Source organism: Streptomyces sp. NPDC014734, assembly GCF_043083325.1.
Taxonomy (GTDB): domain Bacteria; phylum Actinomycetota; class Actinomycetes; order Streptomycetales; family Streptomycetaceae; genus Streptomyces.
The window spans coordinates 98,283-112,553 of sequence record NZ_JBIBYN010000017.1 but is presented as its reverse complement, the minus strand read 5'-3'; the positions used below and the strand labels follow the sequence as shown (position 1 = coordinate 112,553).

Annotated in this window: 10 protein-coding genes; 7 read left to right on the top strand and 3 right to left on the bottom strand. The window is 72.5% G+C overall.

Features of this window, described 5'->3' with window-relative positions; genetic code table 11:
- Positions 1 to 13: 13 nt before the first annotated feature.
- Positions 14 to 1,459, top strand: a complete 1,446-nt coding sequence (locus ACF1CT_RS25050; RefSeq protein ID WP_391786180.1) for an amidase — start codon at positions 14 to 16, stop codon at positions 1,457 to 1,459.
- 92 nt (positions 1,460 to 1,551) lie between these two features.
- On the opposite strand, the gene ACF1CT_RS25045 is transcribed toward ACF1CT_RS25050, so the two are convergent.
- Together ACF1CT_RS25045 and ACF1CT_RS25040 are read right to left on the bottom strand one after the other, a co-directional pair.
- On the bottom strand, positions 1,552 to 4,104 hold the full coding sequence (locus ACF1CT_RS25045) for an MFS transporter (RefSeq protein WP_391786179.1): 2,553 nt from the start codon (positions 4,102 to 4,104) through the stop codon (positions 1,552 to 1,554).
- A 177-nt stretch (positions 4,105 to 4,281) separates the two neighbouring features.
- Entirely contained in the window at positions 4,282 to 4,725 is a 444-nt protein-coding gene (locus ACF1CT_RS25040) for an SRPBCC family protein (RefSeq protein WP_391786178.1), read from the bottom strand.
- 195 nt (positions 4,726 to 4,920) lie between these two features.
- Here ACF1CT_RS25040 and ACF1CT_RS25035 point away from each other — a divergent pair, with 195 nt between their 5' ends.
- Positions 4,921 to 5,961, top strand: coding sequence for an Rv2578c family radical SAM protein (locus ACF1CT_RS25035; RefSeq protein WP_391786177.1), 1,041 nt, complete (start codon positions 4,921 to 4,923; stop codon positions 5,959 to 5,961).
- 182 nt (positions 5,962 to 6,143) lie between these two features.
- The gene (locus ACF1CT_RS25030; RefSeq protein WP_391786176.1) at positions 6,144 to 7,745 is read left to right on the top strand and encodes an alpha/beta hydrolase; all 1,602 of its coding nucleotides are present in this window, start codon (positions 6,144 to 6,146) and stop codon (positions 7,743 to 7,745) included.
- A gap of 101 nt (positions 7,746 to 7,846) precedes the next feature.
- On the opposite strand, the gene ACF1CT_RS25025 is transcribed toward ACF1CT_RS25030, so the two are convergent.
- On the bottom strand, positions 7,847 to 8,428 hold the full coding sequence (locus ACF1CT_RS25025; protein ID WP_391786175.1) for a HEAT repeat domain-containing protein: 582 nt from the start codon (positions 8,426 to 8,428) through the stop codon (positions 7,847 to 7,849).
- 388 nt (positions 8,429 to 8,816) lie between these two features.
- Between ACF1CT_RS25025 and ACF1CT_RS25020 the strand changes: the two genes are divergently transcribed.
- The 4 genes from ACF1CT_RS25020 to ccrA all read left to right on the top strand — a co-directional run bounded on the left by ACF1CT_RS25020 (position 8,817) and on the right by ccrA (position 14,264).
- The gene (locus ACF1CT_RS25020) at positions 8,817 to 10,598 is read left to right on the top strand and encodes a 3-hydroxyacyl-CoA dehydrogenase family protein (protein WP_391786174.1); all 1,782 of its coding nucleotides are present in this window, start codon (positions 8,817 to 8,819) and stop codon (positions 10,596 to 10,598) included.
- A 197-nt stretch (positions 10,599 to 10,795) separates the two neighbouring features.
- A complete protein-coding gene (locus tag ACF1CT_RS25015) occupies positions 10,796 to 11,611 on the top strand; it encodes a TetR family transcriptional regulator (protein WP_391786173.1) in 816 nt (271 codons plus the stop codon).
- 86 nt (positions 11,612 to 11,697) lie between these two features.
- Entirely contained in the window at positions 11,698 to 12,507 is an 810-nt protein-coding gene (locus tag ACF1CT_RS25010; protein ID WP_391786172.1) for a GNAT family N-acetyltransferase, read from the top strand.
- A gap of 359 nt (positions 12,508 to 12,866) precedes the next feature.
- Positions 12,867 to 14,264, top strand: a complete 1,398-nt coding sequence (gene ccrA / locus ACF1CT_RS25005) for a crotonyl-CoA carboxylase/reductase (protein ID WP_391786171.1) — start codon at positions 12,867 to 12,869, stop codon at positions 14,262 to 14,264.
- Positions 14,265 to 14,271: the final 7 nt, after the last annotated feature.

The following is a 14,271-nucleotide window of genomic DNA, read 5'->3' as shown; positions in this document are numbered from 1 at the left end:
AGCGGGAGCATCCATGACGCAACTTCACGAACTCACGGCTCTCCAGCTGGCCGACGCCTACGAGCGCGGCGACACCACACCCGCCGAGGTCGTGGACCACCTGCTGGCCCGGATCGAGGACGGCGACCGGGTGGGCGCGTTCACCACCGTGTCGGCCGACCGGGCCCGTGCGGCGGCGGCCGGGGCGGGGCGCGTGCTGCGCACCGCGGACCGCGCCGGGCTGCCGCGCCTGTTCGGCGTGCCCACGGCCGTCAAGGACCTGGAGGCCACCGCGGGGGTGCGCACCACGCTGGGCTCCGCACTGTTCCGGGACTGGGTGCCGGACCACGACGACGAGATCGTGGGCGTGATGGCCGACGCCGGGCTGATCAGTCTCGGCAAGACGACCGTTCCCGAGTTCGGGGCCGCCTGCTACACCGAGCCGGAGGTCGCGGCGCCCGCGCGCAGCCCGTTCGACCTCACCCGCAGCGCGGCCGGCAGCAGCGGCGGCGCCGCCGCTGCGGTCGGCGCGATGCTGGTGCCGATCGCCCAGGGCAGCGACACCGCCGGTTCCGTGCGCTCCCCCGCGAGTGCCTGCGGTGTGGTCGGGCTGAAGCCGAGCCGCGGGCTCGTCCCCGGGGGGCCGGGCGACGACGGAATGGGGCTCTCCGTGAAGGGACCGCTCGCCCGCACGGTGCGCGACACCGCGGCCTTCCTTGACGCGCTGACCACGCGAACCGGTGCCGGCCTCGTCCACCCTCCCCGTGCGCACGGTGCGGACGGCTACGAACGCGCCTGCGACGCCCCGGTCCCGCGACTGCGGGTGGCGATCGCCCAGGGTTCGGTGTCGGGCGCGCCCGTGGACGCCGAGGTCGCCGCCGCCGTCGAGCGCACCGGTCGGGTGCTCGCCGGGCTCGGCCACGACGTGTTCGCCCGCGACCAGGCTCCGGACCCCGAGCTCACCGAGAACTTCCGCGTGATGTTCACCGCGCTGGTAGGCGCCAGGACCGCCGCGTTCGACGGGTCGGCGATGCGGCCGATGGTCCGTCATCTCCGGTCCGTCGCGCAGCGGTTGACCGCCGCCGAGCTCGCCTCGTCGATCGGTGTCGTCCAGTCCCGCGCTCGGGCCTGGATCCTCGGCCACGCGGACGCCGACATCGTCATCACACCCACCGTGACCGCTCCCCCGACGCTCGTCGGGCAGCTTCGCGACGACGCCGATCCGGCCGCCGAACTTGCCGCGATGACCGCGTTCACCGGGAACACCGTGATCGGGAACGCCACCGGGTGTCCTGCCATCAGCCTTCCGCTGGGCTGGAGTTCCGGGGGACTGCCGCTCGGGGTCTCGCTCACGGCCGGCTGGGGCCGCGAGGACCTCCTGTTCGGCGTCTCCGCGGCGCTGGAGGAGGCCCTGCCCTGGGCCGACCGGTATCCCGGCCGGGCTGGGGCGCACGCGTCGACGGCGCCCCCGGCCTCCTGACGTCAGCCGTCGTCGCGCACCTCCTGCGGCCCGAACCGGGGGCGGGAAGGGCGATCCGGACGTGCCCGGCCCTCCCGCTCCCCGTCGAACGATCAGTCCTCGTGGCCCAGTTGGAGGTCGCGTTCGGTGCGTCCGCCTCCGGCGACCTGGAGGACGGTGGCCACCGGAGGGTACCCGGCCGCGATCACCGTGTACTCGCCCGTGGACAGGTCGACGAACCGGAACGCCCCGTCGGACCCGGTGGTGAGCGTGTCGACCACGTTGCCCGCCGCGTCCAGCAGGGTGACCCGGGCGTCCTCCACGGGTCGGCCCCCGCTCGCCCGGACCACCCCGCGCAGCACCGCCCCGCCGGCGAGTTCGATGTCCTGCCGGGTCTCCCGGGCCGCCTGCACGCTCACCGGCAGCGCGGCGGGCCGGAAGGCGGGGGCGCTGGCGGCGAGCGTGTACTCCCCCGCGACCAGTTCCTTGATCACGTAACCACCCTCCCGTCCGCTGCGGGTGGACGCCACCACCTCGCCGCGCACATCGGTGAGGGTGACGGCGGCGTCGCGCACCGGGAGACCGTCGGCGGTGACGACGGTCCCGGCGAGCCGGCCCGCGCCGCCGAGCACCACATCGAGTTCGACCGGCCGTTCGCCCACGGTGACGCTGACGGCCTGCGGCTGGTGGCCGCCGGCCGCCGCGATGAGCACATAGCCGCCGGCGCCGGGGACGCTCAGCGCGTACCGCCCGTCGTCGTCGCTCGCTCCCCGGCCGACCTGCCGCCCCTGGACGTCGATGAGGGTGAGCGCGGCGCGCGGGACCTTCGTGCCGTCCGGGTGCTGGACGCTTCCGCGCACCGGCACACCGGACGGGTGCACGGACGCGGGCGGGGTGGCGGGGGCGAGGGCGCGCGGGGCGGGGATCGGGGCGGTACCGACGGACGGTTCGGCGTCGCTCTCGGGACTGTTGTGGGACACCAGCGGTTTCTCCTTGAGGAAGAGGGCGAGGATCAGGCCGAGTACGAGCACCGGCACGAGGTACAGGAAGATCCGCGGCATCGCGTCGGCGTAGGCCCGGATGTAGCTGTCGCGCAGCGCGGGCTCCATGGCATGGACAAGCTGCGGGGTGATCGACGCGGGGTCGGGGAGGTCGGCGTGGGCGGGCAGCCGTACGGCGAGCGCGTCGGCGAGCCGGCCCGCGAAGAGCGTGCCGAAGACGGCGGCACCGACGCTGCCGCCGATCTGCCGGAAGTAGTTGTTGGCGCTGGTGGCGGTACCGAGGTCGGCGGGCCGCACGGAGTTCTGCACGGCAAGCACCAGCACCGGCATGATCAGGCCGATCCCGACACCGAGCACGGCCTGCGCGATGCTGTATTCGAGCCACGGAGTGTCCGTGTCGAGCCGGGAGAGCAGCCACATGCCCACCGTGGAGAGGGCCGTGCCGACGATGGGGTGGACGCGGTAGCGGCCGGTGCGCGAGATCAGCTGGCCGGAGACGACGGACGCCACGACGATGCCGCCCATCATGGGAAGCATCAGCAGCCCCGATTCGGTGGCCGTGGCGCCGTCGACCATCTGCAGGAAGGTCGGCAGATAGCTGGCGGCACCGAACAGCGCGACTCCGACGACCGCGCCGACGAGGGCGGTGACGTTGAAGATCGAGTCGCGGAACAACCGCAACGGAATGATCGGTTCGGCCGCTCGACGCTCGACGACGAGGAACAGCAGGGCGGTACCGATCGCCCCGGCGCCCAGTCCCAGGATGGTGCGCGACCCCCACGCGTACTCCGTCCCGCCCCAACTGGTCAGCAGCACCAGGCAGGTGGACGACGCCGCGAGCAGCACCGCGCCGAGGACGTCGAGCCGGGGCCGGACGGTGGGCCGGGGCAGTTTCAGGACGACGGTGATGACGGCCAGGGTGACCAGGCCGAACGGAACGTTGATGTAGAAGCACCAGCGCCAGGAGGCGTGGTCGGTGAAGAACCCTCCGAGCAGCGGGCCGGCCACGGAGGCCAGGCCGAAGGCGGCACCGATGAGCCCCATGAAGCGCCCGCGCTCCCTGGGCGGCACGACGTCCGCGATGATCGCCTGGACGCCGATCATGAGTCCGCCGCCGCCGATGCCCTGGACGGCCCGGAAGGCGATGAGTTCGTCCATGGTGCGCGACCAGCCGGCCAGCGCGGAGCCGATGACGAAGACGACGATCGCGAACTGGAACACGCTCTTGCGGCCGAAGAGATCGCCGAGCTTGCCGTAGATCGGGAGGCCGATGGTGGACGCGAGGAGGTAAGCGGTGACGGCCCAGGACATCTTCTCCAGGCCGTGCAGCTCTCCGACGATCTTCGGCAGCGCGGTGGCGACGATCATCTGGTCGAGCGCGGCGAGCAGCAGCGTCAGCATCAGCCCGAGGAAGATCAGGCGGATGCGGCGGGGGCTCGTCTCCGGCACGGCGAGCGGTGCGGCGAAGACCGCCCCGGTGTCCTCGGAACCGGGCGCCCCGGCCTGCCGCCGTTCCCCGGACCCCGGCGCCTCCGGTGGCGCGGTCCGCGCCGGCTCCTCCGCGGCCGCGGGTGGCGCGGACCGCGCCGGGGGTAACACGTCCGACGTCCCGGTGGTCTCCCTACCGTCCGGCTCGTCCCCCAGCAGAGTCGTCCCACCCACCACGTCCCGCTCCCCTCGTCGCGTCTGCGCCGCCCTTTTCTCGCATCGCGCGACGAGGCAGAGCAAATGCCGACGAGGGGGCGTGGACGGCGCACCGCAGGTTTCGTCCCCGGTGAGAGCCGCTACGGCGCACTACCGACGGGTCAGAAAAACCACTCGAACCGGTGAGGCCCGTCGGCCCTACTTCTCGACCTCGGCGGCGAGGTTGTTCAACAGCTCGTCGTAAATCCGTGCGAGCCCCTTGGGGGCGAACGTCCGCTCGAAGAACCCGCCGATGCCGCCGGCCCCGTTCCAGACGGTCGAGACGACCGCCTTCGACCGCCCCTCCCCGGCCGGGGTGACGGTCCACGTGGTCACCATCGAGGAGTTGCGGTCCTTCTCCACGAGCCGGCCGTCGGTGGGTTCGGTGACCTCCAGCAGGCAGTCGCGCACCCGCTTGCTGGTGGCCTGGAGCTTCCAGTGCACGAGGGTGCCCTCGCCGTCACCGCCCTCGCGCACCTCGTACTCGCTGTACTGCGCGGGCAGCACCTTGCCGCGGGTCCGCTCGTAGTCGGCCAGCGCGTCGAACACCGTCTCCGCGTCCGCCGCGATGACTCGTTCCGTGGTGGCCTCGACCTGCGCCATGGCTGTTCCTCCAGCACTCGGTTTACGGGGGGTGTGCCGAGCCAACCACCTCCCGGACCCCGCTCAAAATCCGGGGTGGCACCCGGCCCGAAACGGGCCGGTCACCGGCAGGATCCGCTTCCTGGACGAAGGGGAGAAAACGATCAAGGGAACAAATGTTCTATTCTCCCCCCGAGTACTACCGAGGAGGCGTCCATGCGCTGGGACCATCTGGTCGAACGACCCGCCACGGCCGGGAACGGCGCGCTCTTCGCCGCGGACGCGGTGACCACGCGCACCTTCGACACCCCGGAGTTCCGGGGGATCACCTTCCACGAGATCAGGGCCCGCTCGATCGTGAACCGCGTGCCGGGCGCGTCCCGGATGCCGTTCGAATGGACGGTGAATCCGTACCGTGGCTGCACGCACGCGTGCGTGTACTGCTTCGCCCGCAGCACCCACGGCTACCTGGACCTGGACACCGGCGTCGGCTTCGACTCGCAGATCGTCGTCAAGACCAACGCCGCGGAACTGCTGCGCGGCCATCTCGCGTCCGCCCGCTGGCACGGCGCGCACATCGCCATGGGCACCAACGTCGACTGCTACCAGCGGGCCGAGGGCCGCTACCGGTTGATGCCCGGCATCATCGCGGCCCTGCGCGATCACGCCAATCCCTTCTCGATCCTGACCAAGGGAACCCTGATCCTGCGCGATCTGGAGCTGCTGCGGCAGGCGGCCGAGGTCACCGACATCGGCGTCTGCGTGTCGGTCGGCTTCGTCGACGCCGGACTGTGGCGCACCGTCGAACCCGGCACCCCCTCGCCCGAACGCCGTCTGGACGTCGTGCGCGCGCTGAGCGGGCACGGCATCGACTGCGGCGTGCTGATGGCGCCCGTCGTCCCGTTCCTCGGCGACCGTCCGGACCAGCTGCGCGCCACGGTCCGGGCGATCGCCGACGCCGGGGCCACCTCGGTCACCCCGCTCGTGCTCCATCTGCGCCCCGGCGCCCGCGAGTGGTACATGCAGTGGCTCGGGAAGCACCACCCGCACCTGGTGCGCCGGTACGAGCGGATGTACGCGGAGGGGGCCTACGCGCCCAGGTGGTACCAGCGACGCATCACCCGTCGCGTCCACGAACTGGCGGCCGAGTTCGGCATCGGGCCGTCGCACCGGGGCGCGGCCCGCCGTCCGCACGCCCTGCCGCAGGACACACCGTCGCCCGAGGACCCGGGGCCGACCCAGCTGACCCTGCTCTGACCCGCCCCCTCCCGGCCCGCCCCGGCCGGGGAATCGCGTGCGCGGATTTGCCTTCACACCCGTACCGGTGGAGGCAAACGGGTCAACTCTCGGCCCTCCCCGTCCCTCCCGGCACGAATGCGGGGAGCATCCGGCGGGGACTGCGCCGCGCGCAACCGTGTTCCCCCACCACGGGAGGCCATATGACGAAACGTCCGGGAGTTCTCATCGCCGTGGGTGCGGCGGTCGCCGGTCTGGTGACCGCCGCCCCGCCACCGGCGGCCGCCGGCACCGGGGCCGGGCCGGCCGCCGCCCCGCTCCGCTGGACCGACTGCGGCACCGATGCCCACCCGCGACTGCAGTGCGCTTCGGTCAGCACGCCGCTGGACCATGACGACCCGTCGGGCCGGCACATCACCCTCGCGCTGACCCGGGTCCCGCACACCGCGAAGACCTTCCAGGGCCCCCTGCTCGTCAATCCGGGCGGTCCCGGGGGCAGCGGCCGGTCGCTGGCGGGCTTCGTCGCGTCGACGCTGCCGACGGCGGTGGCCTCGCAGTACGACGTGATCGGGTTCGATCCGCGCGGCGTCGGACGGAGCAGGCCGGCGCTCGACTGCGTGCCCCAGTACTTCGACCCGCCCCGCCCCGGCTCGGTCCCCGACGCGTCCGGCGTCGAACAGGCCAACCGGAACCGCGCCCGTTCCTTCGCGAAGGCGTGCGGGGAGAAGTATCCGGACCTGCTGCCCCACATGGACACCGTCAGCGCCGCCAAGGACCTCGACGTGATCCGCCGGGCGACCGGGGCCGCCCGTCTCAACTACTTCGGCTACTCGTACGGGACCTATCTCGGCGCGGTGTACGCCAAGCTGTTCCCGGAGCGGGTGCGACGCCTGGTGCTCGACTCGAACGTGGACCCGGAGGGCGTCTGGTACGACGACAACATCGGCCAGAACTACGCCTTCGACGCCCGCCACAAGGCGTTCGCCGCCTGGGTGGCGAAGCACGACAGCGCCTACGGGCTGGGCGGCGATCCGGCACGGGTGGAGCGCGCCTGGTACGCGATGCGCTCCGCCGTCGCGGCGCACCCCGCGGGCGGGCGGGTCGGGGCGGCCGAGCTGGAGGACACCTTCCTGCCGGGCGGCTACTACAACGGCTACTGGCCGCGCCTGGCCGAGGCGTTCGCCGGGTACGTGAACGACCACGACGAGGGCGCGCTGGTGAAGGCGTACGAGAGGTTCGGCGCCGTCGACGCGGAGGGCGACAACGGGTACTCGGTGTACACGGCCGTGCAGTGCCGGGACGGCTCGTGGCCGCGTCGGTGGAACACCTGGCACAACGACGCCGTTCGCGTCCAGGCCAAGGCCCCCTTCTCGACCTGGAACAACACCTGGTACAACGCACCGTGCGCCGACTGGCCGGTGGAGCCGCTGAACCCGGTACGGATCTCCGGCCGGAACCTCCCGCCGGCGCTGCTCTTCCAGGCCACCGACGACGCGGCGACTCCCTACGAGGGCGGTGTCGCCATGCACCGCAGACTGCGCGGGTCCCGGCTGGTCGTGGAACAGGGCGGCGGCAATCACGGCGTCACCCTGAGCGGCAACGACTGCCTGGACACCTACCTTGCCGACTACCTGGCCGACGGCGTCGTCCCGCGCGACGGGGGAAGCCGGTCCGAGGCGGACGCGGTCTGCGCCAAGTCGCCCGATCCGACGCCCGCGACCGGGAGGACGGCGAAGTCGGCCCGGTCGGCGGAGTCGGCGGGCCGGGGCGGCGTCCTGCACCGGCTGCTCGGCTTCCGCGGCTGACGCCCGTCAAGCCTCCGCCGCGGGCAGTCCGGCGCGGAGCGGGTCCGCCCGCCCCGCGCCGGATCCGCCGACCGTCGTGACAGCGCGAAGGCGGCCCGCGGTCAGCCCTTCTCCAGCCGGGCCAGCGCCTCCCGCGCCGCGCCCCCGAGCCTCGGGTGCGGCAGGGCCGCTTCCAGGAGCGGCCGGGCCCGCTCGTCCGCGAGCCGTCCGAGCCCCTCCACGCAGGCGAGCGCCACCCGCCAGTACGGATCGGCGGGGGCCAGCAGGTGTTCGAGGGTCGCCATCAGCGCGGGCACGGACTCCGGCGCCCGGAGCACGGTGAGCAGCCGTACCGGGTGCAGGGCGTAGGCGGTGCGCAGGGTGTTGGTCGCCAGCGCGGCGGCCGCCCGGGGGGTACGGGGATCGGCGAGGCGTGCCAGGGCGTGCGCGGCGCCGACGCAGCGTTCCGGGTCACGGTGGTTGAGCAACAGGATCAGCGTCTCGAAGGCCCGTCGGTCACCGGCGCAGCCCAGCCGGAAGGCGGCGATCTCCCGCGCCCAGAGCGGGCGTTCGGGTTCCACCAGGACGCGGGCCAGTTCCTCGTCGTCGTCGGTGGCCAGCAGCCCGCGGAAGGCCGGCGACTCCCCCGCCGCCTCCGCCTCGCCCGCCAGCCGGTCGGCCACGGACCGGTATTCCTCGTCCATGACGCTCAGCGTATCCTCGGGAACTCCCTGTATCGAGGGCCCGGTCCGGCATCGCCGGGGAACCGGGCGGATGTGACGTGGGGCACGGCCGCACGGGTCTGGCGCGCTCGTTACCCGGAAGTTAAGCTCAGGTGAGCGGGACACGATCCCGCCGACTCCGGTGGCCTGGTGACGCAGCCGACCGGAGTGCCTGTCGGTTCGGCAACTTCGCGAGACGCGACTCCGGGACAGAGTCCGTCACCCCCTCCGGTTCCGGGCGCCTTCGGCCCCGTTCCGGGCACCACGACACGCAACTCCCGCACGCACCGCTCCGGTCGCGCACGTCCTCCGTGTGCCCCGCGCGCGCCGTGCCCCCTCTCAGTCGTCACTCATCATCTGGAGTCCCGTGATGGACACCCCGTTCCACACCATCGCCGTCATCGGCCTCGGCACCATGGGCACCGGCATCGTCGAGGTCCTGGCCCTCGCCGGTCACGAGGTCGTCGGCATCGACATCAGCGACGCGGCGGCCCGCCGTGCCGTCGCCGCCCTGGAGGCCGCGACCGCCCGCGCCGTGCGGCGCGGGCGGATCACGGAGAAGGAGCGGGGCGAGGCCCTCGCCCGGTTCCGGGTCCACGACGATCTCCGGGCGGCGGCCGACGCGGAGCTGGTCGTCGAGGTCGTGCCGGAGTCGTACGAGATCAAGCAGCAGGTGTTCCGGGAGCTCGACGCGGTCGTCTCCCCGACCGCGGTCCTGGCGACCGGGACCAACGCCCTGTCGGTGACCCGGCTGGCCGCCGAGTCGCTGCACCCCGAACGCGTGCTCGGTCTGCACTTCTTCAACCCGGCGCCCGCGATGAAGCTGGTCGAGGTGGTCTCCTCGGTGCTGACCGCGCCCCCGGCCGTCGAGGCGGTCACGGCGCTCGCCCGCGGCCTGGGCAAGGAGCCGGTCGCGGTCGGCGACCGGCCGGGGTTCGTCGCGGACGGACTGCTGTTCGGCTACCTCAACCAGGCCGCCGCGATGTACGAGGCGAACTACGCCTCCCGCGAGGACATCGACGCGGCGATGAAGCTGGGCTGCGGTCTGCCGATGGGGCCGCTCGCCCTCCTCGACCTGATCGGTGTCGACACCGCGCGCACCGTCCTGGAGGCCATGTACTCCTCGTCGCACGACCGGCTGCACGCTCCCGCGCCCGTGCTGCGTCAGCTCAGCGAGGCCGGGCTGACGGGCCGCAAGGCGGGCCGCGGTTTCTACACGTACGCGGAGCCCGGGAGCAGGACCGTGGTGCCGGACGCACCGGCCCCGGGCGGGAGCGCCTCGCCGGTCGCCGGGCGTCCGGTGCGTTCGGTGGGGGTCGCGGGCTCCGGCACGATGGCCTCGGGGATCGCCGAGGTGTTCGCGAAGGGCGGCTACGACGTGGTGCTGGTCGCCCGAGGCCGGGAGAAGGCGGACACGGCGAAGGGCCGGATCGCCACGTCCCTGGAGCGTTCGGTGGCCAAGGGGCGGCTGACGGCCGACGCCCGGGACGCGGCGCTGGCCCGGATCACCCCGGCCGGTTCCCCGGACGCGCTGGCCGATGTCGATCTCGTGGTCGAGGCGGTCGCCGAGGACCTGGCGGTCAAGCGGCAGTTGTTCCGGACGCTGGACGAGGTCTGCAGGCCCGGGGCGGTGCTCGCCACCACCACGTCGTCGCTGCCGGTCGTGGCGATCGCGCGGGCCACCTCGCGCCCGCAGGATGTGGTCGGGATGCACTTCTTCAACCCGGCGCCCGCGATGAAGCTGGTCGAGGTCGTCCGTACGGTGCTCACCGCCGACGATGTCCACGCCACCGTCCGCGAGGTGTGCGCCGAGATCCGCAAGCATCCGGTGGACTGCGGGGACCGGGCCGGATTCATCGTGAACGCCCTGCTGTTCCCGTACCTCAACAACGCGATCAAGATGGTCGAGGAGCACTACGCGAGCCTCGACGACATCGACGCGGCGATGAAGCTGGGCGGCGGGTACCCGATGGGCCCGTTCGAACTCCTCGACGTCGTGGGACTCGACGTCTCGCTCGCCATCGAGAAGGTGCTGCACGACGAGTTCCGCGACCCGGGCCTGGCCCCGGCGCCGCTGCTCGAACACCTGGTGGCGGCGGGCTGCCTCGGCCGCAAGACGGGGCGCGGCTTCCGCGAGTACACCCGGCGCTGAGCGGGGCCGGCGGCGAACGGCACGGTGCGGGAGCGCCGGTGACGGACGACGGCGCCGCGGGGCACGGACCCCGCGGCGCGACGGGGCACCGCTCCGGGCCCCCCGGGCCGGGAGCCGGATGGGGCGGTCTGCTCGATCCTCCGGGCGGACCGCACCCGCGGGCACATTCACCCGCGCCGATGCAGTACGTTCACACCATGTCCCAGCCCGCCCGGTCCTCCCGTGCCACCGCCGCGCCCGATCCGCAGGAAAGTGCCACCGGCACCCGCGCCGCCGCCCAACGGCTCAAAATGCGCCGCGAACTGGCCGCCGCGGCGATGGAACTCTTCGCGACGAAGGGGTACGAGGCCACGACGGTCGACGAGATCGCGGGGGCCGCGGGAGTCGCCCGGCGCACCTTCTTCCGGCACTTCCGCTCCAAGGAGGAGGCGATCTTCCCGGACCACGACGACACCCTGGTCCGGGCCGAGGCCGTCCTCAACGCCGCCCCGGCGCACGAGCATCCGCTCGACACCGTCTGCCGCGGCATCAAGGAGGTCATGAAGATGTACGCGGCGAAGCCCGCGGTCTCCGTGGCCCGTTACAAGCTGACGCGGGAGGTCCCCACACTGCGGGAGGCCGAGATCGCCTCGGTGGCCCGCTACGAACGGCTGTTCACACGTTATCTGCTGGGCCATTTCGACGAGCGCGACCACGAGGTCGGCAACGACGACCCGCTGCTCGCCGAGGTCGCCGCGTCCGCCGTCGTCACCGCGCACAACCATGTGCTGCGGCGCTGGCTGCGAGCGGGCGGCGAGGGCGATGTGGAGGCCCAGCTCGACCACGCCTTCGCGATCGTCCGCGACACGTTCGGGACCGGCATCGGGGCGAGCCGGATCACGGGCGGGGAACCGGCGAGGCGGCCCGCCGCCTCGGTGGAGTCCGAGGGCGAGGTGCTGGTCGCGGTGGCCCGTACCGACGCGCCGCTCGACGAGGTGATGCGCACCATCCGGCAGGCTCTGGAGGACCGCTGACCGGACGCGGGCCGTTCCGCCGCGCCCCCACCCGCTCGGACCGAACCGGTTTGCCGCGCACACGGCCCGCGGGCTGTGATGTGCGGATGAACTCCGATCGCGAAGCACTGACGGCCCTGTTCGACCGGGAACTGCGCGAGCGCGCACGTCCCGACAGCCCCGGCGTACGGGTGGAGCGCACCGCCGACGTGGTACGGCAGGTCGGCGCCGGCGACGACTGGAACGGGGTCGTCTGGTCCGCCCCGGATATCGATCCCGCACGGGTCGATGCCGTGATCGCGTCGCAGGTGGACCACTTCACGGCCCTCGGGCACACCGAGTTCGAGTGGAAGCTCTACGCGCACGACCGGCCCGCCTGCCTTGCGGAGCGGCTGCTCGCGGGCGGTTTCGAGGCGCAGGAGCCGGAGACCGTGATGGTGGCCCGGGTGGCCGACCTGTCGGCGGCGGTGGAGCTCCCCGAGGGCGTCCGGCTGCGCCGGGTACGCGACGCGGACGACGTGGAGCTGATGGCCCGCGCCCATGAGCGGGCGTTCGGCTCGGACGCGTCATGGCTGCGGCACCGGGCGTCGACCCTGCTGGCCGGGGACCCGGACGGTTTCGTGGGCGTTCTCGCCATGGCGGGCGACGAGCCGGTGAGCTCGGCGCGGATGGAGACGTGCCCCGGCACCGCCTTCGCCGGTCTGTGGGGCGGTGGCACGGCCCCGCAATGGCGCGGCAGGGGCATCTACCGGGCGCTGGTCGCCCACCGCGCCCGGATCGCTGCGGAGCGCGGTTTCGGCTTCCTCCAGGTCGACGCCTCCGAGCAGAGCCGCCCCATCCTGCGACGGCTCGGATTCCTGGACCTGAGCACCACGACTCCGTTCGTGTTCCGGGCCCGCCCCCACCGGTCCCACTGATCGATCATTCACCGGGCATTTCCCCACAGAACACCCCTCTCGACGCTCATGCGTGCCCAGCGCACGACAAGTGAGAGAAATTGTTGGCACCGAGTGCCTTGTCACCTGTCACGGAGTGCCATACGTTGAAGTTGTCCGGGCGGCCGGCGTACCGAGATCTCGCGTACACCGGTTGTCCCCGCGGGCAACGTGCCCACGCGCCCGGGCGCCTGCGTCACAGGCGAAACCTTCCGCTCCACCGAGCAAGCCGAAGCACCACCAGCCGAACCCGACGGCACCCTCCACACCACCCAGCTCCCCCTCTGCCCGCGGGGACGCCCCGGCGTCCCCGCGAGCGCCCCCATACGCCGGAGGCACCCGTGAAGGAAATCCTGGACGCGATCCAATCGCAGTCGGAATCGAAGGGCGGTTCCGCCACGGACAGGGCCGCGCGGTTCGCGGCCCTGTCCGTGCCCGAGTCGTACCGCGCGGTGACCGTGCACAAGGACGAGACGGAGATGTTCGCCGGGCTCGCCACCCGCGACAAGGACCCTCGCGTGTCGCTGCACCTGGACGAGGTCCCGGTGCCCGAACTCGGGCCCGGCGAGGCGCTGGTCGCCGTCATGGCGAGCTCGGTGAACTACAACTCCGTCTGGACCTCGATCTTCGAACCGCTGTCCACGTTCGGCTTCCTGGAACGCTACGGAAAGCTCAGCGAGCTCACCCGGCGCCACGACCTGCCGTACCACGTCATCGGCTCCGACCTGGCCGGTGTCGTGCTGCGCACCGGTCCCGGCGTCAACGCCTGGCGCCCCGGCGACGAGGTCGTCGCACACTGCCTCTCCGTCGAGCTGGAGTCCTCGGACGGCCACAACGACACGATGCTCGACCCCGAGCAGCGCATCTGGGGCTTCGAGACCAACTTCGGCGGCCTGGCCGAACTCGCCCTCGTCAAGTCCAACCAGCTCATGCCGAAGCCCGACCACCTCAGCTGGGAGGAGGCCGCAGCGCCGGGCCTGGTCAACTCCACCGCGTACCGGCAGCTCGTGTCGCGCAACGGCGCCGGGATGAAGCAGGGCGACAACGTGCTGATCTGGGGCGCCAGCGGCGGCCTCGGGTCGTACGCCACGCAGTTCGCCCTGGCGGGCGGCGCCAACCCGATCTGCGTCGTCTCCAGCGACCAGAAGGCGGACATCTGCCGGCGGATGGGCGCCGAGGCGATCATCGACCGCAACGCCGAGGGCTACCGGTTCTGGAGGGACGAGCACGAGCAGGACCCGCGCGAGTGGAAGCGGTTCGGCAAGCGCATCCGCGAACTCACCGGCGGCGAGGACGTGGACATCGTCTTCGAGCACCCGGGCCGCGAGACCTTCGGCGCGAGCGTGTACGTGACCCGCAAGGGCGGCACGATCGTCACCTGCGCCTCGACCTCCGGCTACACCCACGAGTACGACAACCGCTACCTGTGGATGTCGCTGAAACGGATCGTGGGCTCGCACTTCGCCAACTACCGCGAGGCATGGGAGGCCAACCGTCTGGTGGCCAAGGGGAAGATCCATCCGACGCTGTCGAAGGTCTACCCGCTGGAGCAGACCGGCCAGGCCGCGTACGACGTCCACCGCAACCTGCACCAGGGCAAGGTCGGCGTGCTGGCGCTCGCCCCGCGGGAGGGTCTGGGCGTGCGCGACCACGAGCTGCGCGAGAAGCACCTCGACGCCATCAACCTGTTCCGGGACACGCCCGCGCGGCAGCCCGTCCGAGCCGGCCTGAACGGCTGAGGTCCCC